This window comes from Collinsella sp. TM04-29, from assembly GCF_003466565.1.
Classification (GTDB): Bacteria; Actinomycetota; Coriobacteriia; order Coriobacteriales; family Coriobacteriaceae; genus Collinsella.
The window spans coordinates 231,238-249,265 of the sequence record NZ_QSPW01000003.1 but is presented as its reverse complement, the minus strand read 5'-3'; the positions used below and the strand labels follow the sequence as shown (position 1 = coordinate 249,265).

General features: G+C 59.3%; 19 protein-coding genes. 9 read left to right on the top strand and 10 right to left on the bottom strand.

Annotated features, from left to right (window positions below; translation table 11 throughout):
• The coding region (locus tag DXD39_RS10335; protein WP_233541145.1) for a hypothetical protein at positions 1 to 185 on the top strand (185 nt) is incomplete at its 5' end.
• Here DXD39_RS10335 and DXD39_RS07855 read toward each other — a convergent pair.
• Positions 160 to 924 carry a carboxymuconolactone decarboxylase family protein gene (locus tag DXD39_RS07855; protein ID WP_117803703.1) on the bottom strand — a complete coding sequence of 255 codons (765 nt, stop codon included), beginning with the start codon at positions 922 to 924 and terminating at the stop codon, positions 160 to 162. The genes DXD39_RS10335 and DXD39_RS07855 overlap by 26 nt on opposite strands.
• A 63-nt stretch (positions 925 to 987) precedes the next feature.
• A complete protein-coding gene (locus DXD39_RS07850) occupies positions 988 to 1,617 on the bottom strand; it encodes a flavodoxin family protein (protein ID WP_199576485.1) in 630 nt (209 codons plus the stop codon).
• Between the two features lie 15 nt (positions 1,618 to 1,632).
• Here DXD39_RS07850 and DXD39_RS07845 point away from each other — a divergent pair, with 15 nt between their 5' ends.
• The 4 genes from DXD39_RS07845 to DXD39_RS07830 all read left to right on the top strand — a co-directional run bounded on the left by DXD39_RS07845 (position 1,633) and on the right by DXD39_RS07830 (position 5,023).
• On the top strand, positions 1,633 to 2,073 hold the full coding sequence (locus DXD39_RS07845) for a MerR family transcriptional regulator (RefSeq protein ID WP_055251062.1): 441 nt from the start codon (positions 1,633 to 1,635) through the stop codon (positions 2,071 to 2,073).
• A 782-nt stretch (positions 2,074 to 2,855) separates the two neighbouring features.
• Entirely contained in the window at positions 2,856 to 3,485 is a 630-nt protein-coding gene (locus DXD39_RS07840; protein ID WP_117803701.1) for a class I SAM-dependent methyltransferase, read from the top strand.
• The gene (locus tag DXD39_RS07835; protein ID WP_055251058.1) at positions 3,472 to 4,077 is read left to right on the top strand and encodes a class I SAM-dependent methyltransferase; all 606 of its coding nucleotides are present in this window, start codon (positions 3,472 to 3,474) and stop codon (positions 4,075 to 4,077) included. Before DXD39_RS07840 ends, DXD39_RS07835 begins: the two co-directional genes overlap by 14 nt.
• A 115-nt stretch (positions 4,078 to 4,192) precedes the next feature.
• Positions 4,193 to 5,023, top strand: a complete 831-nt coding sequence (locus DXD39_RS07830) for a class I SAM-dependent methyltransferase (protein ID WP_117803700.1) — start codon at positions 4,193 to 4,195, stop codon at positions 5,021 to 5,023.
• A gap of 154 nt (positions 5,024 to 5,177) precedes the next feature.
• Here the strand turns inward: DXD39_RS07830 and guaA are convergent, their stop codons facing one another.
• The gene (guaA, locus tag DXD39_RS07825) at positions 5,178 to 6,776 is read right to left on the bottom strand and encodes a glutamine-hydrolyzing GMP synthase (protein WP_117583320.1); all 1,599 of its coding nucleotides are present in this window, start codon (positions 6,774 to 6,776) and stop codon (positions 5,178 to 5,180) included.
• Positions 6,777 to 7,044: 268 nt separating this feature from the next.
• Between guaA and DXD39_RS07820 the strand changes: the two genes are divergently transcribed.
• Positions 7,045 to 8,058 carry an asparaginase gene (locus DXD39_RS07820; RefSeq protein WP_117803699.1) on the top strand — a complete coding sequence of 338 codons (1,014 nt, stop codon included), beginning with the start codon at positions 7,045 to 7,047 and terminating at the stop codon, positions 8,056 to 8,058.
• A gap of 22 nt (positions 8,059 to 8,080) precedes the next feature.
• Here the strand turns inward: DXD39_RS07820 and DXD39_RS07815 are convergent, their stop codons facing one another.
• Positions 8,081 to 8,299, bottom strand: coding sequence for a helix-turn-helix domain-containing protein (locus DXD39_RS07815; RefSeq protein ID WP_055251052.1), 219 nt, complete (start codon positions 8,297 to 8,299; stop codon positions 8,081 to 8,083).
• 76 nt (positions 8,300 to 8,375) lie between these two features.
• Here DXD39_RS07815 and DXD39_RS07810 point away from each other — a divergent pair, with 76 nt between their 5' ends.
• A complete protein-coding gene (locus DXD39_RS07810; RefSeq protein WP_117803698.1) occupies positions 8,376 to 8,765 on the top strand; it encodes a hypothetical protein in 390 nt (129 codons plus the stop codon).
• Between the two features lie 9 nt (positions 8,766 to 8,774).
• Here DXD39_RS07810 and DXD39_RS07805 read toward each other — a convergent pair whose 3' ends face one another.
• The 6 genes from DXD39_RS07805 to DXD39_RS07780 form a co-directional block, all read right to left on the bottom strand.
• A complete protein-coding gene (locus DXD39_RS07805; protein WP_117803697.1) occupies positions 8,775 to 9,158 on the bottom strand; it encodes a DUF1648 domain-containing protein in 384 nt (127 codons plus the stop codon).
• Positions 9,159 to 9,169: 11 nt separating this feature from the next.
• Positions 9,170 to 10,246, bottom strand: coding sequence for a redox-regulated ATPase YchF (gene ychF / locus DXD39_RS07800; protein WP_035136922.1), 1,077 nt, complete (start codon positions 10,244 to 10,246; stop codon positions 9,170 to 9,172).
• A gap of 114 nt (positions 10,247 to 10,360) precedes the next feature.
• Positions 10,361 to 11,614 (bottom strand): 4Fe-4S binding protein, encoded by a 1,254-nt coding sequence (locus DXD39_RS07795; RefSeq protein WP_117803696.1) that lies wholly within the window; start codon positions 11,612 to 11,614, stop codon positions 10,361 to 10,363.
• 151 nt (positions 11,615 to 11,765) lie between these two features.
• Positions 11,766 to 12,833 (bottom strand): glycerol dehydrogenase, encoded by a 1,068-nt coding sequence (locus tag DXD39_RS07790; RefSeq protein ID WP_117803695.1) that lies wholly within the window; start codon positions 12,831 to 12,833, stop codon positions 11,766 to 11,768.
• A 147-nt stretch (positions 12,834 to 12,980) separates the two neighbouring features.
• On the bottom strand, positions 12,981 to 14,081 hold the full coding sequence (locus DXD39_RS07785) for a glycerol dehydrogenase (protein ID WP_117636942.1): 1,101 nt from the start codon (positions 14,079 to 14,081) through the stop codon (positions 12,981 to 12,983).
• Positions 14,082 to 14,164: 83 nt separating this feature from the next.
• Positions 14,165 to 15,388: an iron-containing alcohol dehydrogenase gene (locus tag DXD39_RS07780; protein ID WP_006234677.1), complete on the bottom strand. Its 1,224-nt coding sequence runs from the start codon at positions 15,386 to 15,388 to the stop codon at positions 14,165 to 14,167.
• A 500-nt stretch (positions 15,389 to 15,888) separates the two neighbouring features.
• On the opposite strand from DXD39_RS07780, the gene DXD39_RS07775 reads away from it, so the two are divergent.
• Complete coding sequence (locus tag DXD39_RS07775) at positions 15,889 to 16,965, top strand: hypothetical protein (protein ID WP_117803694.1); 1,077 nt, start codon at positions 15,889 to 15,891, stop codon at positions 16,963 to 16,965.
• Entirely contained in the window at positions 16,965 to 18,008 is a 1,044-nt protein-coding gene (locus DXD39_RS07770) for a hypothetical protein (protein WP_117803693.1), read from the top strand. The genes DXD39_RS07775 and DXD39_RS07770 overlap by 1 nt, the downstream gene beginning before the upstream one ends.
• The last annotated feature ends 20 nt before the right edge of the window (positions 18,009 to 18,028 follow it).

Genomic DNA, 18,028 nt, shown 5'->3' with positions numbered 1-18,028 from the left:
CGCTCCCGTTCTGGAGCATGACCGCGAAGCTGCCGGATGCGTACCTTTTGAGCGTAAACATCTCGGGCGGCTCGGCTCCGCTGCAGCTTGGAAGCAAGGCAGGGGCGATCCAGGCCGATTTGGGCACGCTGCTCTCGGCGGCGCGGACGGCGAAGGTATTTAAGCCTCCTTGTCAGTCGCTTTGAGATAATCCTCGTCGTCCACAGGCTCCAGCCACTCGTTGGAGGCATCCTCGCCCGGAACCTCCAGCGCCAGATGCGAGAACCAGCTGTCGGGCGCAGCGCCGTGCCAGTGCTTCACCCCCGGGGCGATGTTGACCACGTCGCCGGGGCGCAGTTCCTGTGCCGGCTTGCCCCACTCCTGGTAAAACCCTCGACCAGCCACGCAGACGAGGATCTGTCCGCCACCGCTTTTGGCGTGATGGATATGCCAGTTGTTGCGGCAGCCAGGCTCAAACGTCACGTTGAAGACGCCGACCTGCTCGGTGGAAAGGGGCGCGAGGTAGCTTTGACCGATAAAGAACTTCGCGAAGGCGTCATTGGGGGCACCGATAGGGAAAACCATCTCGTTTTGGTGCTCGGCCTTTGCGTCGGTGGCATCGTCATCCGCCCAGGCCTCCTTCGCCATACGAAAGGCCGCCCACGCCTTGGGCCATCCCGCATAAAACGCCGCATGCGTAAGGATCTCCGCTATCTCCGCCTTGGTCACGCCGTTGTTCTTTGCGGACGTCAGGTGATATTTGAACGAAGAGTCCGTCAGCCCCTGCGCCATTAGGGCCACCACCGTCACCACACTGCGGTCGCGCAGGGAGAGTTCACCCTCCCGGCTCCACACCTCGCCGAACAGCACGTCGTCGTTGAGCTGTGCGAATTTGGGAGCGAACTCCCCCAGGGCGTCTCTGCCTGCCGTCTGTTTAACTGCCATGATCGATTTCCTCCTGTCGATAGTTTTGGCACAAATCTGTTTCCGCGCGGCCAAACAGCCCGGCTAGATTCCCATGCCCATTCGCCGCGCCTGCTCCAGAGCGGGATGCCCGGCGATTTCGCCCACGCCGTTCACGCCGCCGGCGAAAACCGTTCCAGCGAGCGTGCAGCGGGAGAAACAGTCAACCCATCCCTGCATCGCCTTTTTCGCCCCGTCGAAGGTCGAGCGCCCGTTCTCCGCCGCCGTCGCCAACAGATATGCCTCGGTGAATGCATAATCGGAGCCAAAAAGCGGGTTAGCGCGGTCCAGCATGGTTTTGAGCTGGCCGCAGACGCTGTAGTAGTAGACGGGCGTTGCAAACACCAGCACATCCGCATCGTGCATTTTGGCGGCAATTTCCACGGCATCGTCTTGGATGACGCAACGCCCCAACTTTAAGCAGGCAAGGCAGCCCCTGCAGAAGCCCATTTGCTTCTCGCGCAGACGCACGGTCTCAACGCTGTGACCTGCCTCCCGCGCGCCGTTGGCGAAAGCCTCCGCCAGCGTCTCGGAATTGCCATTCTTTCGTGGACTTGAAGAAACTATCAAAACCGTTTTGTCCATTACGGAATACCCCTTGCGCTCCCGATTTACATTGACGAGAATGAAGGTAATACCTAAACCTGACTTTAGGTCAAGGAATGAATTCGACATTGTTTCGGAGGAGCCATGTACACAATCGGACAGGTGGCGGAAATGTTCGGTTTGCCCGCTTCAACGCTGCGATATTACGACAAGCAGGGATTGTTCCCGGGGCTGGAGCGAGCATCCGGCATTCGCCGATTCAGCGATACGGAACTCGAAGCGCTTCGGGTCATCGAATGCCTAAAGAAGGCTGGAATGGAGATCAAGGACATCCGGCTGTTCATGGAATGGTGTGCAGAGGGTCCCTCAACATACCCCAAACGCAAGGCCATGTTCGAGGAGCGCAAGGCCCACATGGAGTCGGAGATCGTGAACATGAACCGCGCGCTCGACATGCTGAAGTTCAAATGCTGGTACTACGAGCAGGCAATCCAAGATGGCAACGAGGATAGAGTGAAGGCGCTGATTCCCGACAATTTGCCAGAAGAAATCAAAGATACCTACGATAACGCCCACACTCAATAATGCCGCCCGATGCTCAAGGGGCTTTGGCAAGGAGTCGTTTTAGGCAGATATGCAAAAAGATAGCCTCCGAACCAGAGGGTCCGGAGGCTTTTATTCCCGTTATTTCGCTGGTGGCTTTACTCTATGGCGGCGCCGAAACAGCATCAGGCGGTACTCGACGGTATCAAAACGCGAGTTCAAAAGCCAGTTCCCGCTATTCCCGCTCAGTGACTAATCCAGTCCGAGTGTTGTCGATGCGTGTCGCGTCGTACCGCCTAAGGGCCAATTCGTGCGCAATTTGGGCGAATCAGGCCCTTAATTCGCGATTTTGTGAATGACTCAATTGATTCGCAAAACCGCAGGTCGCCTTTTTAATCACTCCCTAGTTTCCGCCGGGGTTCGTAGCGGGTGGCGTGAAAAGGGGTGATTCAAAGGGTCGGAGAGATGTCTATAGCGCAATCTTCTGGTATTGGCGCAGTGAGGGACTTCTCACCTCCATCAGTCCAAATCGTCAAGCTCCGAAAGACGTCGAGCTAGAGAAAAGGACCTATTTCCCGTCATGGATTGGGTTTACCTGCATGACTAGAGCCCTGGTGTAATTGGCTGGATCACCGTTCCGGGAACCGGTATCGACCTACCTGTCCGCCAAGCGCCTTCTTCAGCTCCAGCTTAGTATCTGACTCACACCGTTATAAGCAAAACCGAAGAGATGCGTCTTGGCCAAGAAATAAGGTTAGCCTTATCTTACTGCATGATTCGTGTGTTATAGTTAGATTGCTCTAACTGTTTGGGGGGCGATAGCCATGCACGAACGCAAGGGCTTCTGGGACAAGAATGTCGGTCGGTACGACCGTTTCATGCGAAAGGACCGGGCGGCGTATGAGAAGATGTATGAGCTGATCAGGCCGGTGGTGAAAGCAAAAACCGTACTGGAGGTTGCCACCGGCACGGGGCTTATCGCAAAGAGCATCGTGGATGCGGCGGTGCACATCGAGGCTACGGACGCTTCTGCACAGATGATCCTTGAAGCAAAGCGGGACAATCAATCCGCAAAGCTGCACTTTTCCGTACAAGATATGTTCCGCCTGCCCTATGCACAGAAGTCCTTCGAAGTGGTGATCGCGTCCAACGCGCTTCACATAGTGCCGCATCCGGAAAAGGCACTGCAAGAAATCAGGCGGGTACTGAAGGACGACGGCGTGCTCATCGCGCCAACCTTCACCCACGCGGGGAACTCGGTTTCCGGCAAGGCAAAAGCCTTTTTCATGAGTATGGCGGGATTCCCCCTCCACAGCAGGTGGACAAGCGAGGAATACCTGCGTTTCCTGCGTCAAAACGGCTGGGCGGTGCAGAAAAGCGCGGTGCTGAAGGCCTCGTTCCCATTGACCTATGCGGAATGCACGAAATCGGAGGGGCCAGATGTCGTTCTTTGAAAACACCCGCAAGCCCGTGGGCCTCGGCGGAAAACTTATGGTTGCCATGATGAATCTGGGCCACAGCCCTGTGGCGCGGTGGGGACTTCGATTTCTACGACTTGCGCCAAATGCCAAGGTGCTGGATTGCGGCTGCGGCGGCGGGGCGAACATAAAACGGCTGCTGAAAAAATGCCCGCATGGCGTCGTCAAGGGCGTCGACTATTCGCCCGTCAGCGTGGAGAAGACTAGAAAGCTCAACCGAATTGCAATTCAGGAGGGGCGTTGCGCCGTTCTGCAAGGCAGTGTGGCGGATATGGTGTTTGAGGATAGCTACTTCGATGCCGCCACGGCCTTTGAGACCGTCTATTTTTGGCCTGATTTGCCCCGATGCTTCCGTGAGGTCTGGCGGACGCTGAAGCCAGGCGGGACAATTCTTATCTGCAACGAGAGCAATGGCGATACGGACAAGGACGAGAGGTGGACGCAGATCATCGGCGGCATGACCATCTACAAGGACATTGAATTAAAGGCATGTCTGGAGCAGGCGGGTTTTCACGAGGTGCAGATACACAAAAAGAAAAAGTGGCTCTGCGTCACGGCGCGGAAGTAGGGGTATCAAGCACGGGCATTTTTGCATCCATCCTGCACATGGCGATAGGCATGACGGTCATAGCGGCTATGCTGGCGGCAATTATGACAGTTTTTATTCACTGAGGAAGAAACCTATGAAATGTAAAATTGAGAAAAACACCGTGCAGGAGACGCTGATCCTCCCGCTGTATTCCCGGAAGCTGTGTACGGAGTTGTACCCGAACCTTTACAGGGATGAAACAGCGGTTCGTCTGCTCGACCAGATCGACTACGACTTTTCAGAGGCAGAGAAAAACTCCCGCAACCTGATGCAGCGCTTTGGTGCGCTGGAGGTGGCCACACGGCAGAGTGATCTTGCTTTCGAGGTGCGGGATTACCTGAAAGGCCACCCCAATGCGGCGGTGGTCAATCTGGGCTGCGGGCTGGACAACACCGGCAGAACCTGCGACAACGGTAGATGCAAGATCTACAATCTGGACTTCCCGGATGTGATTGCCTTGCGGCAGCAGCTACTGCCCGCCGGGGATCGAGAACAAAATATCCCCTGCGACCTGAAAGACACCGCATGGTTTAGCAAAATCGATGCCTCCCGCGGGGCGGTGTTCTTTGCCTCCTGGGTGTTCTATTACTTTCTGACCCAGCAGGTCCGGGAACTGGTGCGGGGGATGGCGGACGCTTTCCCCGGCAGTGTGCTGGTCTTTGATGCTGCCAATCGGACGGCGGTAAAGATGATCGCAAAAACATGGCTTAAGACTGCAAAAATCAAGGATGTGGGGGCATATTTTGCGGTTTCGGATGCCGCCAAGGAAATCGGCACGTGGGACAGCCGTCTGCAGGTCACAAGTCGCGGCTATATGCTGGGCTACAACGATTTGAGAGACTCTTCTGTCAGCTGCTTTTTCCGGTTTCTCGCAAGGGTCGGTGACAACGGGATGAAAATGCAAATCGTGAAAATAAGATTTTGAGAGGCGAAAACGAAGCGCATTCACTTTGACGTCGAAGAAGACGGCTTTTACGGCGCATATTGGGCGTGCAAGGACACGCATACAGCAGCGGGCACGGATTCAATTGAAACCGTGCCCGCTATCTGATACTATATTATTTTATCGAACGTATGTTCTATTCCCACTCGATGGTCGCGGGCGGCTTGGACGTAATGTCGTAGCAGACGCGGTTGGCGCCAGGGACCTCGGCAACGATGCGGCCGGAGATGCGAGCCAGGACGTCGTAGGGCAGCTTGGCCCAGTCGGCGGTCATGGCATCGCTGGACTCGACGGCACGCAAGATGATCGGGCGCTGGTAAGTGCGCTCGTCACCCATAACGCCGACGGACTTGATGTCGGGCAGGACCGCAAAGTACTGCCAGCAGCTGTGCTCGGAGTTGCGCTCGCCGGTCTGCTCAAACAGGCGCTGGTTGTAGGCGTCGAGCTCCTCGCGCACGATAGCGTCGGCATTCTTGAGGATCTCGAGCTTCTCCTTGTCGACCGCACCGATGATGCGGATGGCCAGACCCGGGCCCGGGAAAGGCTGGCGGAACACGATGTGACCCGGCAGGCCCAGCGCCAGACCAAGCGCGCGGACCTCGTCCTTAAAGAAGTGATCAAGCGGCTCAATGAGGTCGAAGTGTACACCCTCGGGGAACGGGATCAGGTTGTGATGGCTCTTGATGGTGGCCGTCTTGCCGCCTGTCTTGCGAGCGCCGGACTCGATGATGTCGGGGTAGATGGTGCCCTGAGCCAGGTACTTGACCGGCTTGCCGTCGCACTCGAGCTGCTGCGCCACGGCGAAGAACTCTTTCCAGAACTGCGTGCCGATGATGCGGCGCTTCTCCTCGGGCTCGGTCACGCCGGCCAGAAGCTCGGCATAACGGTCCTCGGCGTGGACGTGGATAAAGTCGACGTCAAACTGCTTGGTGAAGACCTCCTCCACCTGCTCGGGCTCACCCTTGCGCAGCAGACCGTGGTTGATGAACACGCAGGTCATCTGCTTGCCCACGGCGCGGGCGCCCAGCGCAGCCACGACGGAGGAGTCGACGCCACCGGACAGGGCCAGAATCACGCGGTCGTCGCCGACCTTCTCGCGGAACTCAGCCGTCATGGTCTCGACCAGGTTGTCCATGCTCCAGTTGGGCTCCAGGCCGCAGATCTCAAACAGGAAGTTGCTTAGCAGCTGCTGACCGTACTCGGAGTGCTTGACCTCGGGGTGGAACTGCGTGGTGAAGATCTTGCGCTCGACGCACTCCATGGCGGCAACCGGGCATACGTCGGTGCTGGCGGTAACGGTAAAGCCCTCGGGCACCTCGGACACGGCGTCGCGGTGGCTCATCCACACGGTCTGCTCCATGGGCGTGGAGTTAAAGAGCTTGGCGCCAGCCGTGCGCGTGATGGTGGCGCGGCCGTACTCGCCCACCTCGGAGTGGCCGACCTTGCCGCCGAGCGTCACGGCCGTGATCTGATGGCCGTAGCAAAAGCCCAGGACGGGAAGGCCAAGGTCAAAGATGGCGGGATCGATGGACGGAGCGTCCTCGGCGTACACGGAGGCCGGGCCGCCAGAAAGGATGAGCGCAGAGGCGTTCATCTCGCGAATCTCATCGGCCGAGATGTCGCAGGGAACGATCTCGGAATACACGTTGAGGTCGCGGACGCGACGGGCAATGAGCTGACCGTACTGCGCACCAAAGTCGAGTACGAGGACCTTTGCGGAAGCCTTTTGATCCATGGTTTCCCCCTCTTGTTGGCGGGGAGCCGGTGCCCACCCGCGTGAATGAACGAAAATAACTTCCATAGTGTACACGTTATATGGGGTTTCTCGTCCCTCGCGGCCATCAGCGCACGGCAAACGCACGACCTGGGCCCTTATTTGACGGCAATTGAAGTATTACTAAACATTACAGATGATGTATTACGTTTGAACATTGGACGCCCTGTGCCACAATACTGCCGAACGACTCCGCCCTTGCGGCGACAAAACCGATAGGAATACCAGCATGAAGCGCATCCTTCTCATCGCCACGGGCGGCACCATCGCATCGACCGAGGACGGCAACGGCCTCTCCCCCGCCCTGACCGGTGAGGAGCTCGCCCAGAGCGTCCCCGAGATCTCGGGCCTCTGCGAGCTCGACGTCGTGCAGCCCATGAACATCGACAGCACCAATATGCGCCCCAGTGACTGGATGCGCATCCGTAACGTCATCGTTGAAGGCTATGCCGACCACGACGGCTTCGTGATTCTGCACGGCACCGACACCATGAGCTACACCGCGGCAGCGCTTTCCTACCTGATTCAGGACAGCCCCAAGCCCATCGTGCTCACCGGCTCGCAAAAGCCCATGGGCAATCCCTTTACCGACGCCAAGCTCAACCTGTACCAGAGCCTGCTTTATGCGCTCGACGAGCACTCGCACGACGTCTCGATCGTGTTTGGCGGCGTAGCCATTGCCGGCACGCGCGCCCGCAAACAGCGCACCATGAGCTTTAACGCGTTCATTAGCGTCAACTATCCGCCTATCGCCTATATCCGCAACGACCGCATCGTGCGCAACGGGCTTCACGGCACGCATCAGGGCGAAAACCCGGTGCGTTTCTACGACAGCATCGACCCGCGCGTATTTGTCCTTAAGCTAACGCCTGGCGTGAACCCGGGTATCCTGGACGCCCTTGCCGACAGCTACGATGCTGTAATCCTTGAGACCTTTGGCATTGGCGGTATTCCCGAGTTTGGCGAGTCGGGCGAGTCGTTCCAAGAGGCAATTTTCCGCTGGGTCGATTCGGGCCGCACCGTCGTTATGACCACACAGGTCCCCGAAGAGGGCCTCGACCTGGGCGTTTATGAGGTCGGCCGTGCTTACGCCGATCATCCGGGCATTCTGCGCGGCGACGACATGACCACCGAGACGCTCGTGGCCAAGACCATGTGGGCACTCGGCCAGTCACGCGATGCCGCCGAGATCCAGCGCCTGTTCTACAGCCAAGTCAACCACGACCGCATCCCGTTGGCGTAATTCAGTTGTCGACGGGTATCCCCTATTCGATACCCTCGAGAAGCTCTGACACCGTCATGCCGAGTGCGGGCGCGATCTTAAATAGAACCTTGAGCGTGAAATTTGCCGTCCCATCTTCGATTCGGTCGAGGTAGGGTCGGCTGATTCCTGTCGCCACACAAAAATCGACCTTGGAGATACCAAGGTCCCTGCGCGTCTGCTCGACTCGCTTGCCAAGAATCTGTTTCGCACGTTCGTCCATGCAGCCGAGTTTGAAATGGAGCTGAACAAAAACGTAAACTATAGTTTACGTTTAAACGAATACACAGGAGTTTTCTATGTCGGGTTCTTCGGTCCGCATGTACCGAGCCATGCTTCGCACAAACAGCGCACCGCCCAAGCTCGTCGTCGTTGAAGCTGATTGCCTTTCGCCCGATGAGCGCACAGCATTTGCATTGCTATCAAGTCGCGTCGCCGCCGTTCTGGTCCCTTGCCCGGCGCAAGGTGAACTTGCCATCCAATGCCAAGCGCACAGCTGCTCGCTCAATCAGGCTGCCGTAATCGCAACCAGCCAACGTGGTCTGCCCCTTCTCCTGGAAGCCGGTATCGCACTCGCCCTTCGCGGCGCCGGATACGAAAACGAGGCCGCCGCCGACATGGTCTTTAAACCACGATCGAGCGGCGGCCTCGCAGCAGCCCTTGAATATGCGTGCAGGCTCGTTGCCTAAAAGGACAAGCTAGAAACCAAAGCCAAAGCCCGTTCCGGTAATCGCCGAGTACATAAAGTAAACGTTGACCACGTTGAGGAACACACCCGTGATGCAACCGTTACGCAGGTAGCGCTCGCACACGATGCGCGCCATGGCGGCGGAGTCATCATTGTTTTTAGCCTGGCGTCCTGCCGTAAAGTACGTCGCCACGCTCAGCAGCAGGTTGAGCACCGGCAGTGCCAGCAACTCGTAACTCTTGCCCCAGCGCGTCACCTCGCCGGCGGCATTAAACTTTGTTGCCACCTCGGGACCAATGTTGGGGATAACACACGCTGCGACCACCAGCGGAATCACCGCAAGTACGAGCAGTGCAATACCCATGTAGCCGGCTTTTTTACCATATTTAAACATGCGCGTCGTCCTTACACGTTAAAGCGGAAGTGCACGACGTCGCCATCGGCCATGACATAGTCCTTGCCCTCAATACGCAGCTTGCCGGCGGCCTTGGCGCCCTGCTCACCGCCGAGCTCGATGTAGTCGTCATAGCCAATGACCTCGGCCTTAATAAAGCCGCGCTCAAAGTCGGTGTGGATGACGCCGGCGGCCTGCGGGGCGGTCGCGCCCTGACGAACCGTCCAGGCCTTGACCTCCATCTCGCCGGCCGTAAAGAACGACTGCAGGCCAAGCAGCTTATAGGCCGCCTGTGCGAGCACGTCCAGGCCGGGCTGCTCCAAGCCCAAGCTCTCCAGGTAGTCGGCGGCGTCCTCGGGATCGAGCTCGGAAAGCTCGGCCTCGATCTTGGCGCAGATGGGCAGCGGCTTAACACCATCGATGGGCGCCAGATCGTCGTTGAGCATATCCTCGTCCACGTTGGCCACATACAGGATGGGCTTCATGGTGAGCAGGAACAGGCCCTTGGCAGCGGCGCGCTCCTCGTCGGTCATCTCCATGGACGCGGCGCGCTTGCCCTCGTTGAGCCAGGCAAGCAGACGCTTGGCGACCTCGAACTTGGGCATGAGCTCCTTGTCGCGCTTGGCCTCCTTCTCGAGCTTGGGCAGCTGCTTCTCGAGCGTGCCCATGTCGGCCAGGATGAGCTCGGTCATGATGGTATCGGCGTCACCGGCGGGATCGACGAACTCGCCCGTGCGGCCCACCTCACGCATGACGTTGGGGTCCTTAAAGTAGCGCACGACCTCGCAGATGGCGTCGGTCTCGCGAATGTTGGCCAGGAACTGGTTGCCCAAGCCCTCGCCCTCGTTGGCGCCCTTCACCAGACCTGCGATGTCGACGAACTCGACCGTCGCCGGCACGATGCGACCCGGGTTAACGATGTCGGCAAGCTTTTGCAGGCGGCTATCGGGCACGTCGACGATACCCACGTTGGGGTCGATCGTGGCGAACGGATAGTTGGCGGCAAGGCCGGTCTTTTTGGTAAGCGCGGTGAACAGCGTCGACTTGCCCACGTTGGGCAGGCCCACGATACCGATGGAAAGGGACACGACAGCTCCTTTTGGTACAAGCATTTCAAACTGCATAAGTATAGCGCCGCCGCAGCATCTGGGCTAACCCGGACGCCACGGCGGCACGAATGAAGCAGAGATAGGGGTCGCTGACTAGTCCGCGAGCTTCTCCACCTGATCGAGCATCTTGTCGAGCTTGGCCTTCGCCTCAGCCTTGACCTTCTGGGCTTCTTCGTGGGCCCTAGCCTTCTGGGCGGCCTTTTCCTCGGCCTCGGGATCGACGACGACTAGGTTGGATGCATCATGTTCAACCAACTTAAGCGCATGCTCGGGGCACACCTTGACGCAGGCTCCGCAGCCTAGGCAATACGTGGACTCCAGTGCAAAGCGGCCGCTTCCCACCAAATCGCAGGCAAACGTGGGGCACACGTTGACGCATTCGCCACACGACGTGCACTTGTCAAAATCGCATTCCGGCGTGCTCACCTGCATGTTCTGGGCAAGCTCGGGGTGGTTTTGCAACGTCGAGAGTACCAGCTGGCGCCCGTGCGTAAGCGTACGGCGACGTTTTGCCGTCGTGGCGCCGCACATGGTATTGAGCGTGCGCTCCAGCTGGGTAATCTGGTGGCGGTGGGCTTTGAGCTTCTGCGTCACCGAGGCCAGCGCCGCCGTTGCCGGGTTGAGCTTGGTCACGGTAAGGCCCGTGGCGCGGGCAATCTTATCCATGTACTCCTTGCGCTCGTACTCGCGGCGCTTATGACATTTGAGGCTCTTGGGGTCGACCTCCAGGCCCATGCCCGTACCGGCCCACTCCTCGGCGGTGGCGATGGCCTCGCCCAGAATATCCTCGCCACCGGTGTTGCGGCACTTATCGCACACGCCCAACGGCAGGTACACGCTCACGTTGGGATAGTCCGCCAGCACCGAGAACCAGGTCTCGGCCGTAATATCGCCCACGCAGGCGACGACGACCTCGTTTTCGCGCGGCATGCGCTTAAGGGCGCGCGTGCAAGTGACGTAGGCGGTCTCGTGGCTCGTAGCAGCAGAGACGATGTCGTCATACAGGTTTTTGGGCGCCAGGCGCGGCGAGATGATCGCCTCGGTCGGACAGGCAGCGGCGCACAGGCCGCACTTGCGACAGGAGTCGAGGATCTCGATGGCGTCTTCCTCGACCTCGATAGCGTTGACCGGGCACACGTCCATGCACGCGGTGCAGCCGCTCTTTTCGTTTTTGCAGGTCAGACACGGAATGGTGTTGCCACGCGGACGCTCCTTGTAGTCGGCAGGATTCCACTGCGGCGCCGACGGATCGAGCGCATCGGTCACGCCGCCAAGCGGGTTTTTAAGAAAGTCGAAACCCTTGCTGATCTCGATAATGTCATCAAACAGATCGTGTTCCTGCGCCATGCGCGGCCCCTCCCTGAGCAGTGCAAACAAGCAAGAGATAATGATACGCTATCGGCCCGTGCCTCGGGCAAATTACACGCGGAGCACCTTTGCGGCAAATAGCCTATGGCCTATCGCCGCCCCGATTGCACAAGGTCGATCAAGCGCCAAACTATGCCTCGCGCATGAGCTCGACGAGCTTTTGCTTGGTCACCTTGGCCTGCTCGTTGGCCATATTGCGTTCGTTTCTAAAGGCCGCATCCGCAACGCTCATCAGGTCGGCATCGGAAATCTCGCCAAGGCCCAGCTCCTCGAGCGTCGTCGGCAGACCAACGCGCTGACAAAACTCGAGCACCTGTTCAAGCTCGGGCGCACGCTCCAGACGAAGCTGGACCACCAGACCAAACGCCACGGCCTCGCCGTGCATAGCCTTGCACTCGGGCAAAATCGTCAGGCCGTTGGCGATGGCATGCGCCAACGCCAAGCCACCGCTCTCAAAGCCAACGCCCGAAAGCAGGATGTTGCACTCGATCAGGCGCTCAACCGCTGGTGACATGCGACCCTTCTTGATGTCGCGCTTGGCAGCGACGCCGCATTCCATAAGCGTGTCGTAGCAGGCACGTGCCGCGACCAGTGCCAAGTGCCCCGGCGCGCCACCGTGCTCGTTCGCACCTCTCGCCGCGGCGCACGAACGCGCCTCGAAGTACGTTGCCAGCGCATCGCCCATACCGGCGACCGTCATACGCAGTGGGGCCGCCGCGACCACGTTGGTATCGACCACGACCAGGTCCGGATTCTTCTCGAGCATCAGATAGCGATCGAACGACCCATCCTCGTGATACAGCACCGAAATCGCGCTGCACGGACCGTCCATCGAAGCCGCCGTGGGGCATACACACAACGGCAGCTCAGCATAAAACGCAACGGCCTTTGCGATATCGAGCATCTTGCCGCCGCCAATGCCCACCACCATGTCGCAATACTCGGCCTGGGCTTCCTTGGCCATTTCGACAACGGCATCTTCCGTACACGGACCGTTGTAAATCTTAAAGAACGGCTCGCTTAGATCTTCATCCAGAAATCCATCGACGATCTGCCTGCACAGCCGATCCTCGGTGCCCTGGTCAAACAAGACATAGGCAGCGCAGCCCAACCATGACAAATACCTGCCCTGACGCGAAAGTTCGCCCGGCCCCTGAACATACCGGCCGGGACCGCCGTAAACCATAGGAAGCGCCATACGAGAATCCGCCCTTCATCAAACAACGATTGGTGCAAAGTAACCTGACCCCTTTGCACCAACTTGGTGCGATGGGGTCAGGTTAGTTTGCACCATAGCAAAAAGGGGCAAAGCCGTCTGCTGGCTTTGCCCCTTCCTTAGCTTGATTTACTCATCCATGAGATAGTAGTGTCCCAGCGCGTCGGCACCCAGGATGGCGTTTGCGACCATCTCGGGCGTCACCTCAAACGGCATATTGCACATGGTGTCATCGGGCGCGCAGGCGGCCTCGGCAACAATCATGGCCTGTTCGCGCGTAAGCTCGGCAACGCCAAGTTCCTTCATCGTGACCGGCAGGCCCAGCTCAATGCAGAAGCCCAAGACTTCCTCGAGTTTCTCAGTCGGAGCATCCTCGAGTACCAGCTGAACGATGGTGCCAAAGGCGACCTTCTCGCCGTGATACATGCCGTGGCACTCGGGCAGCATCGTCAGACCATTGTGGATGGCATGAGCAGCAGCAAGGCCCGAGCTCTCAAAGCCAATGCCCGAAAGCAGCGTATTGGCCTCGATGATATGCTCGACTGCAGGCGTGAGCGCACCCTTCTCCAGCGCGACCTTGGCCTTGACGCCATCGGCCATAAGCGTCTCGTAGCAGAGCTTGGCGAGCGCCAGACCGGCCATGCCGCCCTTGCCGCCAGCGCAGGTGCCACCGTCGGCATCATGCGTCGCCTGGGCCTCAAAGTAGGTTGCGAGCGCATCGCCCATACCTGCCACCGTCAGGCGCACCGGGCTCGCCGCGATAACCGTCGTATCCATCAGGACAATGTTGGGGTTTGCCTTAAGGAAGAGATATTTATCGAACTGGCCATCGTCGGTGTAGAGCACCGAAAGTGCCGAACACGGGGCATCGGTCGAAGCAATGGTGGGGCAAATGATAACCGGGGACTCCAGGTAATAGGCGACGGCCTTCGCGGTGTCGAGGATCTTGCCGCCACCGACGCCGACGATGATGTCGCAACCGTTGTCGCGAGCGAGCGCAACCAGGCGATCGACCTCGCCCTTGGAGCACTCGCCGTTAAAGTCCTCAAACAGCAGCTCGGCCTTAGCCTCGGCAAAACCGCCCTCGATCTTGGCACCGACGCGCTTCTTGCCCGAAGGCGTCACGATGACGAGGGCCTTAGCGCCGAGCGGCTCGACATAGGAGCCGAGCTTGGCGAGCTCGTCCGGACCCTGGATGTACTTGCTGGGGCTATTGAAAATTGCAGCCATAACTATCCCATTCTCTAAAAGAAAAAAGAAAGGGGCTCCGTACAGATACGTGCGGAGCCCCTCGTTACGATAACAAGAGTCGATTAGAAATCGATGTCGGTGTCGTAGTAGCAGGCCTTGAGAATCTTCTCGAAGTCGGCAGCCTTGGTCTCACGCGGGTTCTCGGGCGTGCAGGCGTCCTGCTCGGCGTTCGCGGCGATCTCGGGGAGCTTGGCGAGGAACTCCTCCTCGGAAACCATCTGCGGGTTCTCGGCGTCGACCTTCACGCCACCATTCGCGTAATCCTTGATGGACTGCGGAATGTTGAGCTGGTCGTTGAGGTCGCGGATCTTCTGGACGAGCGCAGCGATAAGCTCCTCGTTGGTCTCGCCGGGAAGGTGCAGGATCTCCTTGGCCACGTAAGCGTAACGCTCGGCAGCACGGGGATCCTTGGAGTTCCACTGGATGACCTTGCCCAGGTACATAGCGTTAGCAGCACCGTGGATGATGTGGCCGTTCTCGAAGGCAGCACCGGTCTTGTGAGCCATGGAGTGAACGATGCCGAGCAGGCCCGAGGAGAAGGCGATACCGGCGATGCACTGAGCCTCGTGCATGTGCTGACGGGCCTCATGGTCGCCAGCATAGGACTTGGGCAGCCACTCGACGATCTCGCGGATGCCGTGCAGGGCGTTGGCGTCGGTGAACATAGAGGCGCAGGTGGAAACGTAGGCCTCCATGCAGTGGGTCAGAGCATCCATGCCGGTGTGAGCGCACAGCTTGGCGGGCATGGTGTAGGTGAGCTCGGGGTCGACGATGGCGACATCAGGGGTGATGTTGAAGTCGGCCAGCGGGTACTTGATGCCCTTGGCGTAGTCGGTAATGACGGAGAACGCGGTGACCTCGGTAGCGGTGCCGGAGGTAGAGGAGATGGCGCAGAAATGAGCCTTCTGACGCAGCTCCGGGAAGCTGAACGGCTGGATGATGTTATCGAAGGACTCCTCGGGATACTCGTAGAAGACCCACATGGCCTTAGCGGCATCGATGGGCGAGCCGCCACCGATGGCGATAATCCAGTCGGGCTCGAACTCGCGCATGGCCTCGGCGCCCTTCATGACCGTCTCGATGGACGGGTCGGACTCGACGCCCTCGAACAGCTTGACCTCGAAACCGCCTTCCTTAAGGTCGTTCTCGACGTCCTGCAGGAACCCGCCGCGGCGCATAGAGCTGCCGCCAGAAACGATGATGGCCTTCTTGCCCTTGAGGTTCTTCACCTCGTGGCGAGCGCCCTCACCAAAGTACAGATCGCGAGGATTGGTAAAACGTCCCATACTGTGCCTCCTAAACAAGCCCCTCTTAGACTTGCGTATATAACGGAGCACCCAATTGGCTCCGTTAGGACCGGTTTGCGCGTTGCCGGCGATGACAATGCGCGATGTCTAAACGTCTCAACGCTCAGACAAACACTATTTTACCGTTCTGGTTGGTCAGTTATTCATCCAAAGTTACCAATGATGAAACGTTTTTTCTATCCCTGAAGACCCTTGTGCAGCATCCATACCCCCAAGCTGGGCAAACGTTTTATCAAGGTTGACCACATATCCCGGGCAGGACGGTGCCCCTCCAAAATACGCACCGTTCGCCGCCGAAAATCGACCGTTTGCGGCACCGTGATACCACTCGGTCGTCCAAGGTGCCGACATTTGTGCGACATCCGTCTTCGTGGTGCAAAGGTGCAAGTCCAAGTGCGACACCCCCGGTGTGCCACATGCGGGTAAACTAGAACCTTATATAGAGACATTTGAACCCTAACCGCAGCAAAGGAGGCCCCATGGCATTCGATCCCATTCAAGAGGATTGCCATCGCCTCGTTCTTGAGGCCTTGCGCCGCGACAATATCCCGCTCACCGACGGCACCGCCGTAGAGCGTCTGATGGAACAATTCACCCGCAACCCCGCGCCGCTCATCGTGCATGATCGCGACCGCGCCGGACATCTGATTGCCAAGGTGGTCGAGGCTGTCGACTACCGCATTCCCTTTATCCCCGACGATGCCCAAGCCGAGCAGGAAGAGGCCGCTGCCGAGAACATGCTTCGCGAGGCCGCCGCGCTCGATCCGACCAACTTGGATGCCCAGCGCATGCTGACGGCCCTCACCGCCGACTCCAACGAGGAATACGTACAGTACCTGGTATCCAAGCGCGATGAAGTCGAGCACGACCTGGCGCTCAAGATCGCCTCGGCGCAGGACCCCTACGAGCGCGAGGCTGCAGGCGACCTGACCCGCCGTCCCTACCTGCGCTGGCTTGCCGCCTTGGCATCGCGCGCGCTCATTAGCGGCCGCTACCGCATGTCGCTCGAAGCCGCAAACCGCAGCCTCGACTTTGCCCCCAACGATCCTGCCGGCGTCCGCCACACCGCAATGCTCGCCATGGCAAAGCTCGAATACCCCGCTGAGGAGCTCAAGCGCTTTCGCTCCGCTCACTCCGTGCCGTACCTCGCGAATACCCCGCTGCGCCGCCGCCCCAAAGATGCGGAGCGTGACTTGGACCCATGGACGCTCATCGCGCTGATGAGCGCTGCTTGGCGCGAGCTGGACTACGAGGGCGCCGAGCACTACTTGCGCATCCTTGCGCGCTCGTGTCCGCACGCAGCCGAGGCGCTCTACTTCCAAACCGAGTTTCCCGATGGCGTCTATGCCCGCGTCAACGTGGGTGCAGGCTCCACCGACGAGCTTGTCCTTGCGCTGTCCGAGGCGACGCCGGTACTGCAGGAGGGCCTGGGCGCCCCCGACAACGCCAGCTTTGCCGCCTGGATCGCCACCAACGACATCGTGCGTTCCCAGATCGACGAGCGCATCCTGCGCGCGGCCGAGCAGGGGCTTCCATTTAAGGGAGGGGACCTCTAATGGATCCGAGCGTCTACATCCCCGCCTACCTGGAGCGCACCTATCTGGCGTCGCACCCCGAGCTCACCGATGCAGCACGCGAGCTTGTCCATAACGACATTAGCGCGAATCCTCAAAAGTATGCGCAGGCCGAGCATGCTCAGGCGCTGCTGTCCTATGCCGGTGTTCATCGCCACCTGCTCGACGAGCTCCATCGCATCGAGGACATGGGCAGCGACGAGGAGTTTGAGCAGACGCGCAACCGCCTGTTCGACGATATGCGTGATGAGCTGCTCAAGATCGTCCGCATCGATGCGCTGGCCGTCGATGCCCAGCTGCTCGCCATCATTTTGGCGGACACGCCCGTCGACGCCTGCCTGGGCGACCTGATGAAGCTCGAGACGAGCACGGCCGACTACTTGCAACAGGGCGTGCCCGGGTTTGATATGGAGGCCCCGCACTACTGGGCCAATAATGTTTTGGCCGACGGTGTCACCGCAGCGGACCTTACCGTGAGCGAGCCGGCCCTTATCGGGTGGCTTCACACACTCGAGGCCATCTCGCAGCTGTGCATGGCGAGCGCTCGTTACCGCGCCGCTGCCAACTATGCTCGCCGCGTTCTTAAGGCGGAAGGCTATCCTACCCGGGCCGCCGGCACCGTGCTGCTCGCCCTCGCCCGCCTAGAAGACCAGGACGGCTTTTTTGCCCTGGCCCACCAGCTCGAGGAGCAGATGGGGGCAGACGCACTCGAAAACTCTCCTTGGTACCTGCTCGCCCGCACGATCTTGCTGTTCAAAACGAACAAGATGCGCCCGGCGACGCGCGCGCTGCGTGAGTTCGCTAACCGTTGCGAGGGCGGCGCGTTCTTCTTGCTGAACCCCATGTACCAGACGCCGTATCTTCCCTGCCGACCCGAGCCGCGCGACCCCTGGGACCTCTCGCACCAGGCGGTTTGGGAAGCCGACGGTATTATCTCGGACACCCCCGACTTTGCCCCCTGGGCCAACGCCTGCGAAGATGTATCGCAGCTTGCCCAGGAATTTGCGCGCCGCTACGGCTTTTAGCGACGCGATCGCCCCGACCA

What these genes read in the sequence shown, in the direction of transcription:
- DXD39_RS07855 (WP_117803703.1), bottom strand. Translation starts at nt 924, where the DNA reads ATGGCAGTTAAACAGACGGCAGGCAGAGACGCCCTGGGGGAGTTCGCT.
- DXD39_RS07850 (WP_199576485.1), bottom strand. Translation starts at nt 1,617, where the DNA reads ATGTCGAATTCATTCCTTGACCTAAAGTCAGGTTTAGGTATTACCTTC.
- DXD39_RS07845 (WP_055251062.1), top strand. Translation starts at nt 1,633, where the DNA reads ATGTACACAATCGGACAGGTGGCGGAAATGTTCGGTTTGCCCGCTTCA.
- DXD39_RS07840 (WP_117803701.1), top strand. Translation starts at nt 2,856, where the DNA reads ATGCACGAACGCAAGGGCTTCTGGGACAAGAATGTCGGTCGGTACGAC.
- DXD39_RS07835 (WP_055251058.1), top strand. Translation starts at nt 3,472, where the DNA reads ATGTCGTTCTTTGAAAACACCCGCAAGCCCGTGGGCCTCGGCGGAAAA.
- DXD39_RS07830 (WP_117803700.1), top strand. Translation starts at nt 4,193, where the DNA reads ATGAAATGTAAAATTGAGAAAAACACCGTGCAGGAGACGCTGATCCTC.
- guaA (WP_117583320.1), bottom strand. Translation starts at nt 6,776, where the DNA reads ATGGATCAAAAGGCTTCCGCAAAGGTCCTCGTACTCGACTTTGGTGCG.
- DXD39_RS07820 (WP_117803699.1), top strand. Translation starts at nt 7,045, where the DNA reads ATGAAGCGCATCCTTCTCATCGCCACGGGCGGCACCATCGCATCGACC.
- DXD39_RS07815 (WP_055251052.1), bottom strand. Translation starts at nt 8,299, where the DNA reads ATGGACGAACGTGCGAAACAGATTCTTGGCAAGCGAGTCGAGCAGACG.
- DXD39_RS07810 (WP_117803698.1), top strand. Translation starts at nt 8,376, where the DNA reads ATGTCGGGTTCTTCGGTCCGCATGTACCGAGCCATGCTTCGCACAAAC.
- DXD39_RS07805 (WP_117803697.1), bottom strand. Translation starts at nt 9,158, where the DNA reads ATGTTTAAATATGGTAAAAAAGCCGGCTACATGGGTATTGCACTGCTC.
- DXD39_RS07795 (WP_117803696.1), bottom strand. Translation starts at nt 11,614, where the DNA reads ATGGCGCAGGAACACGATCTGTTTGATGACATTATCGAGATCAGCAAG.
- DXD39_RS07790 (WP_117803695.1), bottom strand. Translation starts at nt 12,833, where the DNA reads ATGGCGCTTCCTATGGTTTACGGCGGTCCCGGCCGGTATGTTCAGGGG.
- DXD39_RS07785 (WP_117636942.1), bottom strand. Translation starts at nt 14,081, where the DNA reads ATGGCTGCAATTTTCAATAGCCCCAGCAAGTACATCCAGGGTCCGGAC.
- DXD39_RS07780 (WP_006234677.1), bottom strand. Translation starts at nt 15,388, where the DNA reads ATGGGACGTTTTACCAATCCTCGCGATCTGTACTTTGGTGAGGGCGCT.
- DXD39_RS07775 (WP_117803694.1), top strand. Translation starts at nt 15,889, where the DNA reads ATGGCATTCGATCCCATTCAAGAGGATTGCCATCGCCTCGTTCTTGAG.
- DXD39_RS07770 (WP_117803693.1), top strand. Translation starts at nt 16,965, where the DNA reads ATGGATCCGAGCGTCTACATCCCCGCCTACCTGGAGCGCACCTATCTG.